15 protein-coding genes are annotated in these 19,386 nt (G+C 72.3%); 9 read left to right on the top strand and 6 right to left on the bottom strand.

The window, feature by feature from the left end; genetic code table 11:
- The first annotated feature begins 4 nt into the window (after positions 1–4).
- Genes WME82_RS09930 through WME82_RS09940 form a run of 3 tightly spaced genes read left to right on the top strand, consistent with a single transcriptional unit; the run spans position 5 to position 3,325 of the window.
- Complete coding sequence (locus WME82_RS09930) at positions 5–943, top strand: 3-keto-5-aminohexanoate cleavage protein (protein ID WP_438042612.1); 939 nt, start codon at positions 5–7, stop codon at positions 941–943.
- Complete coding sequence (locus tag WME82_RS09935) at positions 940–1,725, top strand: enoyl-CoA hydratase/isomerase family protein (RefSeq protein WP_438042613.1); 786 nt, start codon at positions 940–942, stop codon at positions 1,723–1,725. Before WME82_RS09930 ends, WME82_RS09935 begins: the two co-directional genes overlap by 4 nt.
- A gap of 37 nt (positions 1,726–1,762) precedes the next feature.
- Positions 1,763–3,325 (top strand): acyl-CoA carboxylase subunit beta, encoded by a 1,563-nt coding sequence (locus WME82_RS09940; protein WP_438044870.1) that lies wholly within the window; start codon positions 1,763–1,765, stop codon positions 3,323–3,325.
- Positions 3,326–3,388: 63 nt separating this feature from the next.
- Here the strand turns inward: WME82_RS09940 and WME82_RS09945 are convergent, their stop codons facing one another.
- Complete coding sequence (locus WME82_RS09945; RefSeq protein WP_438042614.1) at positions 3,389–4,909, bottom strand: hypothetical protein; 1,521 nt, start codon at positions 4,907–4,909, stop codon at positions 3,389–3,391.
- A 122-nt stretch (positions 4,910–5,031) separates the two neighbouring features.
- On the opposite strand from WME82_RS09945, the gene WME82_RS09950 reads away from it, so the two are divergent.
- Complete coding sequence (locus WME82_RS09950; RefSeq protein ID WP_438042615.1) at positions 5,032–5,784, top strand: thiamine phosphate synthase; 753 nt, start codon at positions 5,032–5,034, stop codon at positions 5,782–5,784.
- Complete coding sequence (locus WME82_RS09955) at positions 5,781–6,383, top strand: hypothetical protein (protein WP_438042616.1); 603 nt, start codon at positions 5,781–5,783, stop codon at positions 6,381–6,383. The genes WME82_RS09950 and WME82_RS09955 overlap by 4 nt, the downstream gene beginning before the upstream one ends.
- Before the next feature lie 37 nt (positions 6,384–6,420).
- Here the strand turns inward: WME82_RS09955 and WME82_RS09960 are convergent, their stop codons facing one another.
- Positions 6,421–7,416, bottom strand: coding sequence for an ATP-binding protein (locus WME82_RS09960; protein ID WP_437769327.1), 996 nt, complete (start codon positions 7,414–7,416; stop codon positions 6,421–6,423).
- Between the two features lie 141 nt (positions 7,417–7,557).
- Between WME82_RS09960 and WME82_RS09965 the strand changes: the two genes are divergently transcribed.
- Positions 7,558–8,586, top strand: coding sequence for an NAD-dependent epimerase/dehydratase family protein (locus WME82_RS09965; protein WP_438042617.1), 1,029 nt, complete (start codon positions 7,558–7,560; stop codon positions 8,584–8,586).
- 106 nt (positions 8,587–8,692) lie between these two features.
- Positions 8,693–10,201 (top strand): phenylacetate--CoA ligase family protein, encoded by a 1,509-nt coding sequence (locus WME82_RS09970; protein WP_438042618.1) that lies wholly within the window; start codon positions 8,693–8,695, stop codon positions 10,199–10,201.
- Between the two features lie 211 nt (positions 10,202–10,412).
- On the opposite strand, the gene WME82_RS09975 is transcribed toward WME82_RS09970, so the two are convergent.
- Positions 10,413–11,903: a protein kinase domain-containing protein gene (locus WME82_RS09975; protein WP_438042619.1), complete on the bottom strand. Its 1,491-nt coding sequence runs from the start codon at positions 11,901–11,903 to the stop codon at positions 10,413–10,415.
- 372 nt (positions 11,904–12,275) lie between these two features.
- Between WME82_RS09975 and WME82_RS09980 the strand changes: the two genes are divergently transcribed.
- Positions 12,276–13,166 carry an NAD-dependent epimerase/dehydratase family protein gene (locus WME82_RS09980; RefSeq protein WP_438042620.1) on the top strand — a complete coding sequence of 297 codons (891 nt, stop codon included), beginning with the start codon at positions 12,276–12,278 and terminating at the stop codon, positions 13,164–13,166.
- A 58-nt stretch (positions 13,167–13,224) separates the two neighbouring features.
- Here WME82_RS09980 and WME82_RS09985 read toward each other — a convergent pair whose 3' ends face one another.
- Entirely contained in the window at positions 13,225–13,863 is a 639-nt protein-coding gene (locus WME82_RS09985; protein ID WP_438042621.1) for a Uma2 family endonuclease, read from the bottom strand.
- 191 nt (positions 13,864–14,054) lie between these two features.
- On the opposite strand from WME82_RS09985, the gene WME82_RS09990 reads away from it, so the two are divergent.
- Complete coding sequence (locus WME82_RS09990) at positions 14,055–16,133, top strand: CotH kinase family protein (RefSeq protein ID WP_438042622.1); 2,079 nt, start codon at positions 14,055–14,057, stop codon at positions 16,131–16,133.
- Here WME82_RS09990 and WME82_RS09995 read toward each other — a convergent pair.
- Both WME82_RS09995 and obgE read right to left on the bottom strand, forming a co-directional pair.
- Positions 16,125–17,870: a hypothetical protein gene (locus WME82_RS09995; RefSeq protein WP_438042623.1), complete on the bottom strand. Its 1,746-nt coding sequence runs from the start codon at positions 17,868–17,870 to the stop codon at positions 16,125–16,127. The genes WME82_RS09990 and WME82_RS09995 overlap by 9 nt on opposite strands.
- A 402-nt stretch (positions 17,871–18,272) precedes the next feature.
- Complete coding sequence (obgE, locus tag WME82_RS10000; RefSeq protein WP_437745242.1) at positions 18,273–19,313, bottom strand: GTPase ObgE; 1,041 nt, start codon at positions 19,311–19,313, stop codon at positions 18,273–18,275.
- Between the last annotated feature and the right edge of the window lie 73 nt (positions 19,314–19,386).

Here is a 19,386-nt window from a genome sequence, read left to right on the forward strand (position 1 = left end):
GGGCATGAGAGAGAAGCCGACGTTCACCGGGGAACCGAGGGATCCGAACGGACGAGATCCCGATATCTGCGTGGTGACCTGCGCGCTGTCAGGGGTGCTCGCCGGCCGCAAGCAATGCCCCGCCATCCCCTATACGCCGGTCGAGATCGCCGAGGAGGCGAAGCGGGCCTACGACGCAGGGGCGGCGGCGGTGCACATCCACGCGCGCAACGACGACGGATCACCGACGTTCTCTCCGGCCGTGTTCGCGCGGATCAAGGACGAGGTGCGCCAGCGCTGCCCGGTGATCCTGAATTTCTCGACGGGCACCCTCCTCGACGACGTGAGCGAGCAGTGCGCGACCCTCCGGGAGAGCCGCCCCGAGATCGCGGCGCTCAACATGGGCACCATGAACTACTCGAAGTACTCGCGCGCGCGGAAGACCTTCGATTTCGACATGGTGTTTCCCAACACGTACGCGAAGATCAGCAAGCTCCTCAACGCAATGAACGAGGCCGGGACGAAGCCCGAGCTCGAGTGCTTCGATACAGGGCACACCCAGGGCACCTGGCCGCTCGTCGACATGGGGCTCCTCAAACCCCCGCTCCAGTTCTCGTTCATCGTCAACGTGCTGGGCGGCATCCCCGCGCACGTGGAGTCGCTCCAGCTCCAGACCAGGATCATGCCTCCCGGCTCGGAGTGGGAGGTGATCGGGATCAGCCACGGGCAGTGGAGGATGCTGGCGGCGGCGCTCGTGCTCGGCGGCAACGTGCGGTGCGGGCTCGAGGACCACTTCTACCTGCCGAGCGGCGAGATGGCGCGCAGCAACGGAGAGCTCTGCGAGGTGGCCGTGCGCATGGTGCGCGACGTCGGCCGCAGGCCAGCGACGGTCGAGGAAGCCCGGCAGATCCTGGGCCTGCGCGACGACGGCGCGCCCGGCGCTGCAGGAGGGGCGGCCTCGTGACGGAGCGCGCGTACACGGTCATCCAGGCCTTTTCCGCGGGGGGCGTCCTCCGGCTCACGCTGAACAACCCGTGGCGCAAGAACGCGATCGGGCCGGCGATGGTGAGCGAGCTCCTCGACGCCCTCGCGGCGGGCGCGGCGGACGAGACGGTGCGCTGCGTGGTCCTGACCGGCGCGGGCGACGCGTTCTGCGCGGGCGGGGACTTCGCGCAGATCGCGGGCGCCGAGGGGGCGCCGCCGCCCGAGATGAAGGGCGATTACGCGGACCTCCTGCTCGCCTTCGCGAACTCGAGCAAGCCGATCGTGGCGCGGGTGAACGGGCACGCGCTGGGCGGCGGGCTCGGGCTCGTCGCGGCGTCGCACTTCGCGATCGGCGCCCGCGGCGCCAAGCTCGGGACGCCGGAGATCAACGTCGGCCTGTTCCCGATGATGATCATGGCGGTGCTCCAGCGGCACGTGAGCCGGCGCAAGCTGCTGGAGATGATGCTCCTCGGGCAGCGCCTCGACGCCGACGAGGCCGCGCAGTGCGGCCTCCTCAACAAGGTGGTCGAGCCGCGCGCGCTCGACGCCGCGGTCGACGAGGTGACCTCCGCCATCGCCTCGAAGAGCCCGATCGCGGTGCGCCTCGGCCTCGAGGCGTTCGCGGCGCAGGATGATCTCGACCTCGAGTCGGCGCTGCCGCTGCTGCGCGAGCGGCTCGCCGGCTGCCTCGCGACGGACGACGCGCGGGAAGGGCTCCTGGCCTTTCTGGAGAAGCGAAAGCCCCGCTGGTCGGGCAAGTAGGCGCGCCGGGGCGCGCAGGGAGAGGTGGCCCGTGAACATGCGAGAGCTCGTGAAGGACCTCGAGGCCCGCCGGGAGCAGGTGCGGCGGATGGGCGGCGAGGAGCGCGTGGCGAAGCAGCACGCGCGCGGGAAGATGACGGCGCGGGAGCGGCTCGCGGCGTTCTTCGACGACGGCGTGCACTTCGAGGTGGGGATGCACGGCACGCAGATGGGGCTCGCGGCCGGGCCGGACGGGAGCGACCGGCCGCCGGCGGACGCGGTGGTCTGCGGGTTCGGCAAGGTCGACGGGCGGATGGTCTGCGCGGCGGCGTACGACTTCACCGTGAAGGGCGGCAGCATTGGGCAGACGGGCGAGGAGAAGGTGACCCGCCTGCGGCAGATGGCGCTCCGCGGCCGCTGGCCGATCGTGTGGTTCATCGACTCGGGCGGGGCGCGCATCGATCCCGGCTCGATGCACCCGGACAGCATCTCGCTGTTCGCCGGCTCTGGGCACCTGTTCCGCGAGCAGGTGCACATGAGCGGCGTCGTGCCGCAGGTCGCGGCCATGGTGGGGCCCGGCGCCGCGGGCACGGCGTACATCCCGGGGCTCGCGGACTTCGTGCCGATGGTCAAGGACGTCGGCTCGCTGGCGCTCGGCGGCCCCGCGCTCGTGCGCGCGATGACGGGCGAGGACATCTCCGAGCAGGAGCTCGGCGGCAGCAAGGTGCACGCGACGAAGAGCGGCGTCGGGGACGCGGAGTACCCGAGCGACGCCGAGTGCATCGCCGCGGTGAAGAGGTACCTGTCGTTCTTCCCTTCGAGCTGCGACGAGGAGCCGCCGCGCCTGCCGATCACGGATCCGATCGACCGGCGGGAGGAGTCGCTGCTCGACCTCCTGCCGGAGAGCCCGCGGCGCGCCTACGACATGCTGAAGCTGATCGACGCCATCGTCGATCACGGCGAGCGGTTCGACCTGAAGCCGCGGTGGGCGCGGTCGATCATCACCTGCCTCGCGCGCATCGGCGGCCAGCCGGTCGGCGTCGTGGCCAACCAGCCGACCCAGATGGGCGGCATCCTCGACGTGGACGCGTCGGACAAGGCCGCGCGCTTCATGCAGATCTGCGACGCGTTCAACATCCCGCTCGTGTTCCTGCAGGACGTGCCGGGGTTCATGATCGGCTCGAAGGTCGAGCACGAGGGGATCATCCGCCACGGGGCGAAGATGCTGCACGTCATGGCGGCGGCCACCGTGCCCAAGATCACGGTGGTCGTGCGCAAGGCGTACGGCGCGGGCTACTACGTGATGTGCGGGCGCGCGTACGAGCCGGACCTCATCGTCGGCTGGCCGACCGCCGAGATCAGCGTGATGGGGCCGGAGGGGATGCTCGGGATCGCGGCGAGGAAGATGTTCGGTGACGCGCCGCCGCCGCCGGAGGTGAAGCAGGGGATGGTCGACGCGATCCAGAAGAACATCGACGTGATGAAGGTCGCCGGCTGGGGCCTCATCGACGACGTGATCGATCCGCGGGACACGCGGAGGGTGATCGCGTGGGGGCTGGAGCTCGCGCGGAAGAAGCGGGTGGAGCGGCCGGAGAAGAAGCGGGGGATCCTGCCGGTGTAGGGAGCCAGGGACGGGGTGCTCGGCCTCAGGGGGTCCCAGCCGCGCGCCGGCGCATCCCTGTCGTTACTCGTCGTGAGCCTCGTGTTCCGACGCCTGGCTGGCCTCGGGCTTGGGCGTCGGCACGGCTCGCGGCGCGGCCGCGTAGAACGGCTCGGGAGCGCTCTTCACGCGAAGGAGCGTCGTGTTCTTGGCGGGGACGACGGCGGTGTACGCGTCCAGGCCGAGCTCGCTGCCCGGCTCGTTCGCGTGCAGCGTGGCCGTGACCTCGTAGAGGCCCTCGCGGTTGAACGTGTCGGCGGGGCAGACCTCCCGGAGGAGGAGCGAGACGTCGGCCGATGCGCCGGGCTTCAGCGTCCTGAAGAGATCGCGCGGGATCGCCCCCGTCGGCGGGGCCGCCGCGCAACTCGTCTCGCCGTTCGGGCCGGCGACGTGGAACTCGAGCATCCGAGACCGGATGGCGACGGTCATTGGGCGCCTGCCAGCGTTCTTGGCGCTCACCCGGACGACGATCGAGCGAGGGCTCGCCGCGTCGGACCAGGGTTCGCTCGTGAGCTCCAGGCGAGGCGCGTTGGCGTCCACGATCGGCTTGATCGGCGGACCGGCGCTGTGGCTCTTGTCCGACGGAACGCGCTTTTCCGGGGACTCGCCAGCTGGCCTGTCCGCGGACGTCTGGGCCGCTTTCTCGTCCCTGGGTTGAGCAGCCTTGTCGCCCGTGGGCTGAGCGGCCTTGTCGCCCGAGGATTGTGCTGCCTTGTCGCCCGGAGCCGGAGGCTGAGCCGTCTCGTCCACCGGAGAGGCTGGCTCGGCGCCGCCCGCATCGTTCGCGGCGGCCTCCTTGGGGGGTAGGCCGTAGCTCAGCACGACGGTGGGCGCCGCGAGGCCGGGCGCAGGGGCGAACGCCGGCGGATCGTCCGTCGACTCCGCAGCGAACGGCGCCGCCGGCGGCTTCTTCGACCACTTGGGCGGAGGACCCCAGCCGTACCAGGTCCTCACCACCGAGCCGCCGGCGAGCGCCGCCTCGTCCTTGCCGAAGCAGAGCAGGCGCGGGTCGAAATGCTCCATGTACGACTGACCGGGCGCCAGCAGCAGCGCGCGCCGCTCCGGGAAGCCGCTCGGCTTGAGCCCCGCGGGCGCGGCGCAGCGGACCGTCTTCTTCGTGCGCTTGTTCAGCGTGTCGACCTCCAGGCGCAGCAGCCGCACGTCCGCCGGGATGCGCATAGGCCGCTCCCCTTCGTTGTCGATCCGCAGCGTCCATGGCCCGTGAGGCGACGGCGCGATGAGCCACAGGCGCGCCGGCGAAGGCGGCAGCGGCGGGGACTCGGGCGCCTTCTTCTTCGCGTTTGTCTTGGGCGCGCCGACGCTCGCCTTGGGCGCGGCGACCTTGCTCCCTGCAGGCGGCGGGGCCGCGCCAGCCTTCGGCCCCTCCGTTGGCAGGGCGGAGCCCGGCCCCTCGCTCTGCTGCGCGGGGCTCGACTTCTCCTCCGCGAGCGCGGGCGCAGGGCTCGACGCGAGCCCCATCACGGCCGCTGCGGTAGGAGCGATCGAGGTGAACAGACAGGCGATCCGGACGAGACGTGTGCGCATGGAGGATCCGTTCGGGAGCGAACGCTTCCGCTTTCTTTCCGGGGGCGTCAACCTTAGCGTAGCCAGCGAGCCTGGCCTCCTCCGGAGCGCCCGGGCGCTCTCCCATCGCTCGAAGCGTGGTCATGCGCGGCCTGTACGCCATCGTCGACACCGACTCGCTCGCGCGCCGCGGGCTCGATCCCGCGGCGTTCGCCGAGGCCGTCCTCGACGCGCGCCCCGCGGCCATCCAGCTGCGCGACAAGCGGGGCGGGGCGGCCCAGACGCTCTCGCTCCTCCGCGCGATCCAGCCCCTGGCCGCGCGCGCGGGGGTGCCGCTGTTCGCGAACGACAGGGCGGATCTCGCGATCCTCGCCCGCTGCGACGGCGTGCACGTCGGCCAGGACGACCTCCCGGTGGCCGCGGTGCGCAGGCTGGCGCAGCGCGCTTCCGTCCCGCTGCGCGTCGGGCTCTCGACCCACACGTCCGCGCAGATCGAGGCCGCGCTGCGGGCGTCGAGCGAGCTCCGCGATGCCGGTGGTTCCGGCGATTCCCTCGAGCGCCTCGACTACGTCGCCATCGGGCCGATCTTCGCGACCTCGAGCAAGGAGCGCCCCGACGCCGTGGTCGGCCTCGAGGGGCTCGCGTCGCTGTGCGCCCTGGTCGAGCGGGTGCGTCCCGGGCTCCCGGTCGTGGCGATCGGCGGCATCTCGCTGGAGAGGGCGGCCGAGGTGGGCGCGCGCTGCTCCGCCGCCGCGATCATCGCCGCGCTGCTGCCGGATCAGGGCACGCCCGCGCCGCGCGCCCTCGAGGAGGTGAGCGCGCGGGCGCGGGCGCTCCAGCAGGCGCTCGCGCTGGCGGGCGCGCGCGCGGCGCCGGTGGACGGGGGCGCGCGATGAGCCTCACGCTGCTCGCGGCGGCCGCCGCGGTGGCCGCGACCGTGGGCTACATGGCGTCGCGCCGCGAGCGGGAGGCGCCGGGAGCGAACGGCGGCGAGCGCGCGGGAGACGCGCCGGCGGCGCCCCCGGGGGACGCGCGGTGGCACGAGCTGCCGTTCGCGCTCGGCGACGTGGTCCTCGCCGGGAGCGAGGAGCGCTGGCTCTCGGGCGCGATCGTCGCGCGCGAGCGGGGCGAGATCGTCGCCGCGGTGTTCCTCGCGCCCGAGGGCGGCGCGCACGGGGCGGTCGTGGCCTTCCCCGCGCCTCGGCGCGAGATCCTGTGGCTCGCGCCCGCGGCGGCCGATTCGCCGGACGAGCCGCCGGCGACTCTCGAGATCGCGGGCGCGACCATGCGGCGGCGGGCGCGGCTGCCGGCGGCGCTCGAGCGGTGCGGGCAGGGCGCGCCCCCCGTGGGCGACGCAGGGATCATCGCCCTCTACGACGGCCCCGGGCGCGACGCGGCCGTGGTGCTCGCCAGCGAGGGGCGGATCCACGCGTGGGCCGGGCGGCGCATCGAGGACGGCGGATACGAGCGGCTGGGCGGAGGCGGCGAGGGCTGACACCGGCCCGCGCGGCCACGTGGGCGCGCGGCACCTGTCAGCCGACGACGCTGCGCAGCTCCGCGATCAGCGACGCCATCGCGAGGCTCGGCGAGGCGTTGCGCTCGAGCTGCGCCACGGCGCGGGAGACCGCCGCGTAACGCCGGGCCGACAGGCCTGCGTGGCGCGGATCGGACGCGACCGCGGCGCGGGCCTCGCGGGCGAGCGCGGCGCTCAGCGCGCGGAGGTCGTCCTTGAGGGCGCCCTTGTCGCGGTCCACCGACTCGGCGAACGCGACGGCGGGCCCGAGGTCCCGGGCGGCCGCGGCCTCGAGGACACCCTTTACAAAGGCGTCGCGCGAGGCGGTCTGCTCCTCGTCCGCGAGATCGAGCGCCGTGGACGCGCTGCCGGCGGCGAGCTCGACGGCGAGGTCGTGCCGCCCCTCGGGCACGCCGCGATCGCGGAGGATGCGGCGGATGAGGGCCTCGGAGAGCGGGGCGAAGCGCACGGGCAGGGTGCGCGAGCGGATCGTGTTGAGCAGGCGATCGCCGCGCGAGGTCAAGAGGATGAAGTGGGTGCCGGGCCGCGGCTCCTCGAGCGTCTTGAGGAACGCGTTCGCGGCGCCGACGCTGAGGTCCTCGGCGTCGCGGACGATGAACACCCGAGCGCGCCCCTCGTGGGGCGGGTAGGCGGCGCGGGCGAGCACGATGGCGCGGACCTGATCGACCGAGATCTCGGTCAGCTCGTCGCGGCTCCGGCCGATGACGGCGGCGGGGTAGAAGTTCTTCGCGACGATCTGCACGTCGGGATGGAGCGGCGCCGCGGGGCGCCCGTCGGAGCGCGCGGCCGCGCGCCGGCACGCGTCGCAGCGCCCGCAGCCGAGCGGGTCGCCCCCGGTGCAGACGAGCGCCTGGGAGAGGGCGACGGCCGCGAGCTCCTTGCCGACGCCCGGCGGGCCCTCGAAGCGGTAGGCGTGGTGCACGCGGCCCGCCTCGAGCGCGCGCACGAGCGTGCCGACCGCGGTGTCCTGGCCGAGGATGTGGGAGAACGGCACGGCCCGCTATCTAGCACGACCGGGGGTCGACCTGGTCCCGGTCCGCGCCGCGCGCGAGGCCGCCCGGCGGCGGCTTCCTTACCTGCGCATGATGGCGTCCTCGTCATCGTCATTGCGCGCGGCGGTGATAGGTTGCCGCGCATGCGCGTCCTCGTGCTCGGCGGCACTCGATTCATGGGTCATTTCCTGGTCTATCGCCTGCTCGCGGCGGGCCACCAGGTCACGCTCCTGAACCGCGGCGCGACGCCCGACGCGTTCGGCGATCGCGTAGCGCGGGTCCGCTGCGATCGCGCGGCCGGCGATCTCGCGCGGGCGCTCGGAGGTCGCGAGTTCGACGCCGCGGTGGACTTCACCGCGTACACGGCCGCGGACGGCCGCGCGGCGGCCCAGGCGCTCGGCTGCGGGCGCATCGGCCACTACGTGATGATCAGCACCGGCTCGGTGTACCTCGTCCGGGAGGCGTGCCCGCGGCCGTCGCGCGAGCGCGACTACCACGGCGCGCTCCTCCCTGAGCCCGCGGGCGAAGAGGACCGTGAGGCGTGGTCTTACGGCGTGAACAAGCGCGGCTGCGAGGAGGAGATCGCCGCCGCCTGGCAGAGGGATCGCTTCCCCGCGACCGTCCTGCGCATCCCGATGGTGAACGGGGAGCGCGATCCCTACCGCCGCCTCGATCGGTACATCGTCCGCATGCTCGACGGCGGTCCGCTGCTCGTCCCGGACGGCGGCGGACACCCGGTGCGGCACGTCTACAGCGGTGACGTCGTCAGGGCGATCGTGAAGCTGCTCCTCGTGCCGTCGACCTTCGGCGAGGCGTACAACCTCTGCATGGACGAGACGCCGACGCTCACCGAGCTGCTCGAGCTCATCGCCTCGCTGCTCGGCGCGCCGGCGCGGCTCGCGCCGATCCCGTCGGCGGCGATCAGGGCCCGCGGCATCGATCCGGTCGCGATGTCGCCGTTCAGCGACCGCTGGATGTCGATGCTGGATCCGGCGAAGGCGAGGGCGGAGCTCGGCTTCCAGCACACGCCGCTCCGGCGCTGGCTGGAGACGGTGATCACGTCGCTGCTCGCGAACCCGCGTTCCGAGCCGCCGGACGGCTACGAGAAGCGCGCCGAGGAGATCGCGCTCGCGGCGGAGCTCGCCGGCGCGGCGGGGGGTGGAGGGCGCTGACCCTGCGCGGGCGCTTTCGACCGCGAGCGGATAGAGAGGCAGGCGGGCGCTTTCGTTGAACCGGCGTCCGCTTGCTGCGAACCATCGGACGGAGGGAGATCTCGCGATGCAGGATGTGCAACCCAAGCGGGTCCTGGCGGCCATCGACGCCTTCCTGAGCACGCCGCTCGACGCGGCGCTGTCGCGGCACCGTGAGGCCGATCCGGCCGACCGCGCGCTCGCGCTGTTCCACGAGGTCGCCGCCGCTGTCCCTGCTTACCGCCGCTTCCTCGCGGAGCACGGCGTGGACCCGGCGGCGATCCGGACGCCCGTGGATTTCGCGGCGCTGCCGGTGATCACGAAGCAGAACTACGTGCTCCGGCACCCCATCGCGGATCTCTGCCGCGGGGGGCGGGTCGAGCCGTGCGACATGATCGCGGTCTCCTCGGGCTCGACCGGAAAGCCGACGTTCTGGCCCCGCTCCGTCACGGACGAGCTCCCGGTCGCCCGGCGCTTCGAGCAGGTGTTCCACGACGGCTTCCGGGCCGACACGCGCCGCACGCTCGCGGTCGTGTGCTTCGCGCTCGGCTCGTGGGTCGGCGGGATGTACACCGCCGCGTGCTGCCGTCACCTCGCGGCGAAGGGGTATCCGATCACGGTCGTCACGCCGGGCAACAACAAGGACGAGATCTTCCGCGTCGTGCAGGATCTGGGGCCGGCGTTCGAGCAGGTCGTCCTGCTCGGCTATCCGCCGTTCCTGAAGGACGTCATCGACACGGGGCGGGCCCGGGGCGTCGACTGGGCGCCTTTCCGGATCAAGCTCGTGATGGCCGGGGAGGTGTTCAGCGAGGAGTGGCGCACCCTGGTCGGCGAGCGCGTCGGGTCGGCGTCGCCCTGCTACGACTCGGCTTCGCTGTACGGGACGGCGGACGCCGGCGTGCTGGGCAACGAGACGCCGCTCAGCGTCGCGATCCGCCGGTTCCTCGCGGGGAGGCCGGACGCCGCGCGCGCCCTGTTCGGGCAGGACCGGCTCCCGACGCTGGTGCAGTACGACCCGGCGGAGAGGTTCTTCGAGCAGCGCGACGGGATGCTCCTGTTCTCGGGCGACAACGGCGTCCCGCTCGTCCGTTATGCGATCCTCGACAGCGGGGGCGTCACTTCACACGCGGAGATGATGGCGGCCCTGGCCGGCTTCGGCTTCGACCCGCGGCGGGAGCTCGACGGGGAGCGTGGGGCCAGGGAGCTCCCGTTCGTCCATGTGTTCGGGCGCTCGGATTTCACGGTGTCGTACTTCGGGGCGAACATCTATCCGGAGAACGTGGTCGTGGGCATCGAGCAGCCCGGCGTGAAGGAGTGGGTGACCGGAAAGTTCGTGCTGGAGGTCCGCGAGGGCGCGGACAGGGATGTGTACCTGTCGGTGGTGGTCGAGCTCGCGCCGGGGGAAGGGGAGAGCGAGGCGCGGCGCGAGGCGGCGGCGCGGTCGATCGAGGAGCACCTCGTCCGGCTGAACAGCGAGTTCAGGAGCTACGTGCCGGCCGGGAAGCGGGCGCCGCGGGTGATGTTGAGGGCGGCGGGGGATCCGGAGTATTTCCCGCTCGGGGTGAAGCACCGGTATACGAGAAAGCCGGGGGGGTGAGGGCATAGGCGGTACAGGCACTTCGCGGCGTTCTCTGCACAATTCCTGTACTGTGCCTGGATCACCTCGGCCTGCCGCCGGGCTGTGTTCATGTTTCGTGGCAAGGCCATAGGGCCGAGCGTGAATGTCGGCGGCCGTCACGCGTTCCTGTCCACGTGGACGACATGGGGCGAAGCCCGGTTGACGCCTATGGGAGAGAAGGAGGCCGATGTCAGGGATCGACCTCGACCTCGTCCGCCGGCGGGGGGAGGGCGGTGGAAACCGCGTCCAGGAGCGCCCAGCAGAACGCCGCTACGTCGGGGAATCGCTCCGATGCCTCGAACTCGATCGCTCGCTCCAGCACTTTCCTCACCGCATCGCTGCACGGAAGCCGCTCCAGCACCCGCCCCGGATAGCGCATCATGAGCGGTGGCAGCTCCGCTCCGTGCAGACAGAACACCGCCGTCATGCCGAGCCCGTACACGTCTGCGCGCGCGTCCGCCTCGTGCGGGCGGTGCATGAGCTCCGGCGCCGCATAGAGGAACGTCCCCAGCGCGCCGCTCCTCGTGCCGCCCGTCGTGTCGCGCGCCCAGACCAGATCGAAGTCCGTGATCCGGGGCAGCCCGTCCGCGTCGAGCAGGATGTTTGCCGGCTTCACGTCCCGGTGCACGAGCCCCTGCCCGTGGGCGAACGAGATCGCCTCTCCAGCGCTGAGGAGCATCGGTATCACCCGCTCCGCTGGCAGCCGCTTCCCGATGACCGCGCTGTGCACGTCCTCGCCATGGACGAGCTCCATCACGAAGTAGTGCCAGCCGCTGTCCTCGCCCTTGGGATCGAGCATGCGCACCACGCCGGGGTGGTCGAGCTCGGCCATCGCGCGCGCTCCCCGGAAGAACCGCTCCCGGCGGACCTCGTCGCCCGCGAGGTTCGGGTGCAGCACCTTGATCGCCACGGGCAGGTCGCCCCGCCCCGCGTCGAGCGCGCGCCACACGGTCGCGAACCCCCCTCGACCGATCCGCTCGAGCAGCAGATAGCGGCCTTCGCCGAGCTCCTCGCCCACGTGCAGCTGGCCGCCTTCCCGGCGTTTACGCCGGAGGTCGAGGATCTCCCCGTCCACTTCCGCGGTGCTCGCACACGCGGCCTGGAGCTTCACCCTGCGCTGCTGCGCTGCCGCAAGCCTCTTGTCGATCGCGCGGATCGCGTCCTCGGCCTCGCGCAGGGTCGAGGCGAACGTGCTGGGCGGCTCTGGCTTGTTGACCGGTGCCTCCGGCTGCGCGCTCGCAGCGGCTTCTTCCACCGTCGCGCGGATGCCTCGGACGACATCCTTCCACGCTTCATCCAGGTTGGCCCAGCTCGTCACCGCCGCGCCGTCCCGCGGCAGCGCCTGGAGCTCTGCCAGCGGAGTGCCCTCCAGGTCGCACGCGCGCACCAGGATGGGCACCACGCGCGCCGCCCCGCTGCGATGCCGCTCCAGCGCTCGCCCGAGCTCTCGCTCGTAGCAGCTGTCCGAGGCGAGGAACGCCTCGCTCACCAGCAGCAGCACCACCTCGGCGGAGGAGAGCTCCGCCGCGATCGACTCGTCGCGCATCGCGCCTGGGCCGATCCGGCCGCGGTGCCAGGTGCTCACCAGGCCCTGCCGCTTCAGGGAGGCGAGGTGCGCCTCGAGCGCTTCGAGGTGCGACCGATCCGCGGGGGCGTAGGAGATGAAGACGTGGACCGCCATGCGCAGAGGAGCGTCGCTGCGGCGAGCACGCTGCGTCCCGGCCGCCCGCTCCCTGCCGACCAGGCTACCAGACGCGGCGTGGGCTCTCGACCCTCCGTTGGCTCCGCGCCGTCCCGGCCGTGGAAGCGGCCGGGGCGGGCCCCGGGACGCGGGCCGTCGACCTGCGAGATCGAGGGGCCACGATGCCAGCGCGGAGACGTGCTCGCCGCGCTCGCTCAGCCTCTTCGCCTGGTCGTTGCCCGGTCCCTCCGGCCAGCGTCGCCACGCGCCACGTCGGCCGTTGCCTCGGTGCACCTCGGGCGCGGCCGGCAGCGCTCTCGCGCCGCGGAGGCGTCCTCTCGCGCTTGCTGGTAGAAGCGTCGCCCAGCACCCATGCGCAACACCTCCCCCCCGCTCATCGTCCTCGGCTGCGGCTTCACCGGCGTGGTGGTCGCCGGCCTGCGGAGGGCGTCCGGCGGCCGCGTCGTCGCGACGACGCGCTCGCCGGAGCGCGCCGCGGAGCTCGCGCAGGCGGGCATCGAGGTGAGCGTCCTCCCGGCGCTCACCGCCGAGGCCGTCGACCGGCTCGTGACCGACGGCGCGGACGTGCTCGTCGCCTTCCCGCCCGACGGCGCGACCGACGCCGCGATCGCGCCTTCGCTCCGCCGCGCGCGCGCGATCGCGTACGTCTCGTCGACCGCCGTGTACGGCGACGCGACGGGGCGCATCGACGAGGCGACGCTTACGTCGGCCGACGGCCCACGCGCGGCGGCGCGCCTCGCCGCCGAGGACGTGTACCGCGCGCGCGGCGCCGTGGTGCTGCGCGCCGCGGGGATCTACGGCCCGGGTCGCGGCCTGCACCAGCGGCTCTTGCGCGGCGACTTCCGCATGACCGGCGAGGGCGATCGGCAGGGCAGGAACGTCGTTTCGCGCATCCACGTCGAGGACCTCGCGCGCCTCGCGCTCGCGGCGCTGGAGCGCGTCGAGCGCGCCGCCCCCGGCGAGGCCTTCCTGGTCGCGGACGACGCGCCCGTGCCGCAGATCGAGGTCGTCCGCTGGCTCTGCGCGCGGCTCGGCCTCGCGCTGCCGGCCGGCGCGCCGCGGGAGGATCTGCACGAGACGCTCCGCCACGATCGCGCCGTGGACAACGCGAAGATCAAGCGCGCCCTCGGGATGGCGCTGCTCTACCCGAGCTACATCGAGGGGTTCGAGGCGTGCCTGGCCGCCGAGGCCGAGGCGCCGGCCCCCGCCGCGAGTGAGCGCGCCCCGCGGCACCGCGGGTGAGCCGCGCTGGCATCGCGGGTGAACCGCCGCGCGGCCGCGCCGTTCGCCGCCCGCGCTGTCACGCCTCGTCGTCCGCGGTGCCTTGCGGCGGGTCCTGCGGCTCCGTCGTGTCGAGCCGGTCGAGCTCGCGGAAGAGCGCGTCCAGATCGAGCGTCAGCCCCTCGCAGCCCGGAACCTCCCGGAGCACCCCTCCGGGCGCGGTGAGGCGGTGCTGGTAGAGCCCGCCGCGCGCGAGCTCGTGGATCTCCAGCGTGCGGAGCTGCGGATCGAGCAGCCAGTACCAGCGCACCCCGAACGTGGCGTACTCCTCGAGCTTCTCTACGCGATCGCGCCGGCTGTCCCGCGGCGAGGGGGAGACGATCTCGACCATGATGTCCGGCGGGATGCCGACGGCGCCACGGGCCGGGGGCCTCCGCGAGGTCGGGAGGAACGCCGACACGTCGGATTTGCGCCCGCGCCGCGGCTTGAGCGCGTACTTCACCTCGGAGCCGAAGACGAAGCCGCCGCGCGGGATGAGCCAGGCCCGCAGGGTGTGGATGAGCCAGGCGACGGCCAGCTCGTGGACGCAATCGGGCATCTCTTCCTCGACCAGGCGGCCATCGATGAGCTCACCGGCTTCGTCTTCCGGCAGCGCTGCCCACTCCGCGACGGACAAGAGGCGGGCTGCCTGGGGCTCAGGATACGGGCGCTGGCTCACGCCTGGAAAACTACCATCACCGCGCGCCTCGTGCCGGGTCATGAGCGGGGTCGCGAGGTCACGCGGCGCGCCTGCACGGCGCGGCGCGGCGACGCACGATGTCCAGCGAGGCGTCCATGCCTGCCGTGAAAATCAGGCATCGACGGACGGGATGGCCGCGACTAGGGTCGAGGATCTTGGAGGATCGTTGGATGAAGCTTGGGTATTGGATGGTGCTTGCGCTTGCGGCCGCCGCGGTGGGCGCAGGTTGCGGTGATGACGAAGGCGCGAGCAGCGGCCTCGGGCCAGGCGGCCCGGGCGGGGCTGGCGCTGGAGGCGCTGGAGGCGGAGGCGCTGGAGGCGGAGGCGCTGGAGGCGGAGGCGCCGGCGGAGAGGGCGGCACGAGCGACGGCGGGAGCGGCGGGCAGCCCCCGACGCCGCGGTGCGAGCCGTCCGACCCCGCGCTGGCCGACCGCGACGCGGACGAGCTGTACGCGGCGGAGGAGGTCCCGCGCTTCGACTTCTACCTTCCGGAAGAGCGCTGGGCGGAGCTCAAGGCGAACGCCCGCGACGAGCAGTATGTCGAGGCCGAGGCCTGCTACAACGGCAAGAGCCTGGGCGTGGTCGGCCTGCGGTTCAAGGGCGGTTACGGCACCCTCGACATGTGCTTCGACGGGGAGGGGAACCTCACCTGTCCGAAGCTCAGCATGAAGGTGAAGTTCGACGAGGTCGTCGGCGGACAGCGCTTCTACGCGCAGAAGCGCCTGAACTTCCACTCCATGATCTGGGACCCCACCCGGCTCCACGAGCGGATCGCCTATGGCCTGTTCCGGGAGATGGGCGTCGCCGCCCCGCGGAGCGCGTGGGCGACGCTGAACGTGAACGGCGAGTCGCAAGGGCTCTTCTCGATGGTCGAGGACGTGGACGGCCGCTTCCTGGAACACCACTTCTCCGAGGCTCCGGACGGCGATCTCTACAAGGAAGCGTGGCCGGTCTCGGACGACGCCGGCTACTACGCGGAGCGGATCGAGACGAACGAAGACGTGGCCACGCACGAGCGATTCATCGCGTTCTCGACCGCCCTCGCGTCCGTCGAGGGCGCGGAGCGGCTCACCGCGCTGTCGGAGTGGACGGACATCGAGCAGCTGCAGCGCTACATGGCGGTCGACGAGGCGATCGTGAACTGGGACGGCGTCACGACCTACTACGCCAACGAGGCGGGCGCCGCGTTCAACCACAACTTCTACTTCTACGACGAGCCGTCCTCGGGCAAGTTCCACCTCATCCCGTGGGATCTCGATCAGACCCTCGGCCCCAGCACCTACTTCGGTCACGTGCCGCGATGGACGGAGACGCCGACGGACTGCAGCGCCGTGGTCCCGGTGTTCATGGGCTCCGAGCACGTGCGCCCGCCGGGCTGCGACGCCCTGTTCGCCGCCTTGAACCAGGACGCAGCGGGCTACAAGGCCGCGCTGCAGGCGCTCCATGAGGGCCCGTTCAGCGACGGGCGGCTCGAGGAGCAGGTCGACAAGTACGCGGCGCTGATCCGCACCGCCGTCGAGGAGGACCCGCTCGGGCCCGGGCTCGCCGGGTGGGAGCCCGCGGTGGAGCGCCTCAGGAACGAGCTGCCGATCCTGCGAGAGCGCCTGGGCCGCTTCGCCAGCGGCACGCCGCTCGCGCCCTTCTCGTTCACCGCGACGGGGATCAACGACTTCGAGGCCGCGGACACGCTCGGGCTGTACGTCGGGACGGTGCTGTCCACCAACAACGCGTCGAGCGCCGTGCAGGGCCTTTCGCAGGAAGATCCGCTGAACGGCGCGCAGAGCATGCTCCTCCGCTTCGACTTCCGCGACGAGGCGTCTCCCTGGGGGCAGTACGTGTACTTCGGGGTGCCTCTCGCCGAGGGCATGATCGACGCGACGGCGCTCGAGGGGGTCCGCTTCTGGGCGCGGGCGGAGGCGGCGCGCGGGATGCGCTTCGACGTCGAGAGCCCGGCGCAGAGCGAAGGGCTCTCGGGCGTTCGCCACGGATGGGACGTGCGGCTCACCGCGGAGCCGACGCTGATCGAGCTCAGGTTCGCCGACATGGCGCTCCCCGGCTGGGCCATCGATCAGGGGCGCGATCCGGGCGACGACGTGAACGACGTGCTCCGGTCGATCGTCGGCCTCTCCTTCAGCGCGGAGATGAACGGCGTCCGCGCGAACGGCTTCCTCGGCAAGGACAAGGCCGACTCGGGCACCATCGAGATCGATGATGTCGAGTTCTTCGGGCCGACGTCCGAATCACCCTGAACGACGGATACGGAGGCCCGGGGCCGAGCGCTCCGGGTCTCCGCCCCTCCTGCGGCGCAGCCCGAGGCTCACGGCGAGGAGCAGCGCGGCGACGCCGCCGGCGGACGGCGCGTCGCCGCCGAGGCTGCAGCTGCAGCCCGCCGACTCCCCGCTCCCGCTCGCGTCCCCGCCCGCGCCGGTGGAGGGAGCCCCACCCGAGCCCGAGCCGTCCCCGCCCGCGCCCGATCCGGCGTCGCCCGCGCCGACCGAGGCGGCCACGTCGAGCGTCGGACCCGCCGTCGTGGTGGCAGGAGCCGGCGGCTCCTCGGCGCACATGCCGGCCACGCACCGCTCGCCCGCGGGGCACACGACGCCGTCGCAGAGGTCGACGCACGCCCCGCCACGGCAAGTGGTGCCCGCGCCGCACGCGACGTCGGCGCACGCGGCCTCGATGCACCTCCCGGTGTCCGCCGCGCAGCGGTCCTCCGACGGACAGCCCCGGCAGCCGCACTGGACCACGCAGACGCCGCTCTCGCACACCTCGCCCGCGCCGCACGTCACGCCGTCGCACGGATCCAGGCAGCGATCGCCGCGACAGGTCTGGCCGTGCGGGCAAACCACGCCGTCGCAGGGCGCGCGGCACTCGCCGTCATGGCACACCTCGCCGACATCGCACATCGCGTCGACGCACGCCTGCTCGACGCACAGGCCCTCCACGCACACGAGCCCCGGCTCGCACGGGAACTCGGCCGAGCCGCAGCGGTTCACGCAGCGGCCGCGGCTGCACACCTGGTACTCCGGACAGGGCGCCTCCTCGTCGACGATGTCGTCGCAGTCGTTGTCGATGCCGTCGCACTGCTCGGCCTGGCTGCCAGGCTCGACGATCGGCGTGCAGATCGCCTGTCCCTGCGCGTCGCAGTCGGAGATGCCCGCGCGGCACGCGCCCACGTTCTCCTCGACCTCGCACGGCTGGCCGGCCGCGGGGCACGTGATGCCGGAGAAGCGGAACAGGAAGTCCTCGTAATCGAGATCATTGCCGTTGACGCCCGCGCTGCCGGCGGCGTTCCGGAAATCGAGATCCTCGAACCCCAGGTAGAACGTGTTGGCGAGCTGGTTCGACCTGTAGATGAGATCGGAGTACCAGGGCCCCGGGCTCTCGCACGCCGTACACTCCACGTTGAACCGGTGCTCGGTGTAATGGTACTGCGTGGCGTTGCCGTTGCCGGTGCCGTTCGGGTTGGGGATCAGCACGAAGCCGATGAGGCCTCCCGCGTAGGCGGGGTTCTCCCGGATCGAGACGGCCGTCAGCTCGCGCTTCTCGGCGGGCGGCAGGGAGCCAGAGAACGGAAAGAGGATCTGGATATCGCTCTCCGGCGCCGGCGTGCTGAGGTTGGCTCCGGCGTCGACGGGGACATACAGCGGCGGGTCGCCGCTGTCGCGGCCATCGTCGACGTTGTACCAGCCGACCGCGAAGTTGGCGCCGCCCCCCTTCTCGATGTACTTGCCGCTGAACTCGCAGAGCGGCGAGAACACCTGGGGCTCCACCGCGGCGTCGGCCACGACGTCGATCATCTCGTCGAGCATGTCGTTCTTCGTCGAGCCGTTCAGCAGATCGCTCAATCGGCTCGTGATCACGGGGACGACGGTGCCGTTCGGCTGCACCACCTCCGCGCGCGCCGCCCCGCCCGTGCCGAGCGCCACGAGGAGGGCCACACGCCACGCGAGAGAAGACGGTTTGTTGGGGGTCGACCAGCGCATAGGGCTTCTCCTTCCGACAGAACACGTGAGTCCGGATCGTAAATTGGACTCGAGTTTTGCTCTCCTGTCCAGGTGGCGCGCGCCCGCTCGAACCAAATAACGACGGATGTGGAGGACCAGCCCACGTGAGAACACTTCGTGTCTGTACGCACGGAGGCGGGTGATCCCCTTTTTCCAGGGCGCCGGATGACGGGTGATGTGATGACGAAGGGGCGCACCGCGCCGGCTCTGCGCCGCCGTCCGCGTTCTTTCGCGTTCTTTCGCGTCTTCCGCGTTCCGCGAGCCAGCGTCCGTTCGAGCCAGCGAGCCAGCGGGCTCTGCCGTGTCACGATGCGCCAACGGCGGCGGCGCTCACGCCGCGCCGTCGGTGCGCGCCGCGCCAGCCCGTCCGGGCCGGGGCGCTCAGCCGTCCTGCTCTGCCGGCTCTTCCCGCTTGCGCGCGAGCGCCGCGAGTTCGCGGACGAGCTCCGGCATCCCCTCGCCCGTCGCGGCGCTGATGAGGTGGAGCTTCACCTTCGCCTTCGCGAACCGCGCCTTGAGCTTCGGGTAGGCCTCGCGCACCTCGGTCAGATCGGCCTTCGTCAGGACGACGATCTCCGGGCGCTCCGCGATCTCCGGGCTGAACTTCTTGAGCTCCTTGCGGAGCGCCCGGTAGTCGGCGAGCGGCTCGCGGCCCTCGCCCGGGTCGAGCGTCACGAGGTGGAGGAGCGCCCGCGTCCGCTCCACGTGCCTCAGGAACTGGATGCCGAGCCCTACCCCCTCGCTCGCGCCCGGCACCAGCCCGGGGATGTCCGCGATGACGAAGCTCGACCCGCCCGCGCGGACGCCGCCGCCGATCTCGACCATGCCCAGGATCGGGGTGAGCGTCGTGAACGGGTAGTCGCCGATCTTGGGCCGGGCCGCCGAGACGGCCGCGACGAAGGTGCTCTTGCCGGCGTTGGGGAAGCCGAGCAGGCCGATGTCGGCGAGCACCTTCAGCTCGAGGCGGAGCTCGCGGGCCTCGCCCGGCTCTCCCGGCTCGGCGCGCCGCGGAGCCCTGTCGTGCGGCGACTTGAAGTGCAGGTTGCCGCGGCCCCCTTTGCCGCCGCGGGCGACGATGACCCGCTGGCCGTGCTCGGTCACGTCGGCGATCAGCTCGCCGCTCTCCGCGTCGAAGATCTGCGTCCCCACGGGGAGCTTCTCGACCCGGTCGGCGCCGGCGCGCCCGTGGCAGTCGCTCCCCATCCCGTGCTCGCCCCGGTCGGCCTCGAGCGTGCGCGCGTAGGTGAAGTCGAGTAGCGTGGACAGGCCTCCGTCGCCCACGAAGACGACGTCCCCGCCGCGGCCGCCGTCTCCACCCGCGGGGCCGCCGAACGGGATGTACTTCTCACGACGGAATGCGATCGCTCCATTGCCGCCATCCCCGGCGATCACCTTCAGACGGCACCGATCGACGAACCGCATGACGGCGGCTCATAGCATACAATTTAGGAAAGACCCCAAAGCGGAAGGGCGCCCCGCGCATCGGGCCGCCCGC

It is taken from the genome of Sorangium sp. So ce128, assembly GCF_051525245.1.
Taxonomy (GTDB): domain Bacteria; phylum Myxococcota_A; class Polyangia; order Polyangiales; family Polyangiaceae; genus Sorangium; species Sorangium cellulosum_B.

What these genes read in the sequence shown, in the direction of transcription:
- WME82_RS09930 (WP_438042612.1), top strand. Translation starts at nt 5, where the DNA reads ATGAGAGAGAAGCCGACGTTCACCGGGGAACCGAGGGATCCGAACGGA.
- WME82_RS09940 (WP_438044870.1), top strand. Translation starts at nt 1,763, where the DNA reads ATGCGAGAGCTCGTGAAGGACCTCGAGGCCCGCCGGGAGCAGGTGCGG.
- WME82_RS09945 (WP_438042614.1), bottom strand. Translation starts at nt 4,909, where the DNA reads ATGCGCACACGTCTCGTCCGGATCGCCTGTCTGTTCACCTCGATCGCT.
- WME82_RS09950 (WP_438042615.1), top strand. Translation starts at nt 5,032, where the DNA reads ATGCGCGGCCTGTACGCCATCGTCGACACCGACTCGCTCGCGCGCCGC.
- WME82_RS09955 (WP_438042616.1), top strand. Translation starts at nt 5,781, where the DNA reads ATGAGCCTCACGCTGCTCGCGGCGGCCGCCGCGGTGGCCGCGACCGTG.
- WME82_RS09965 (WP_438042617.1), top strand. Translation starts at nt 7,558, where the DNA reads ATGCGCGTCCTCGTGCTCGGCGGCACTCGATTCATGGGTCATTTCCTG.
- WME82_RS09970 (WP_438042618.1), top strand. Translation starts at nt 8,693, where the DNA reads ATGCAGGATGTGCAACCCAAGCGGGTCCTGGCGGCCATCGACGCCTTC.
- WME82_RS09975 (WP_438042619.1), bottom strand. Translation starts at nt 11,903, where the DNA reads ATGGCGGTCCACGTCTTCATCTCCTACGCCCCCGCGGATCGGTCGCAC.
- WME82_RS09980 (WP_438042620.1), top strand. Translation starts at nt 12,276, where the DNA reads ATGCGCAACACCTCCCCCCCGCTCATCGTCCTCGGCTGCGGCTTCACC.
- WME82_RS09990 (WP_438042622.1), top strand. Translation starts at nt 14,055, where the DNA reads ATGAAGCTTGGGTATTGGATGGTGCTTGCGCTTGCGGCCGCCGCGGTG.
- WME82_RS09995 (WP_438042623.1), bottom strand. Translation starts at nt 17,870, where the DNA reads ATGCGCTGGTCGACCCCCAACAAACCGTCTTCTCTCGCGTGGCGTGTG.
- obgE (WP_437745242.1), bottom strand. Translation starts at nt 19,313, where the DNA reads ATGCGGTTCGTCGATCGGTGCCGTCTGAAGGTGATCGCCGGGGATGGC.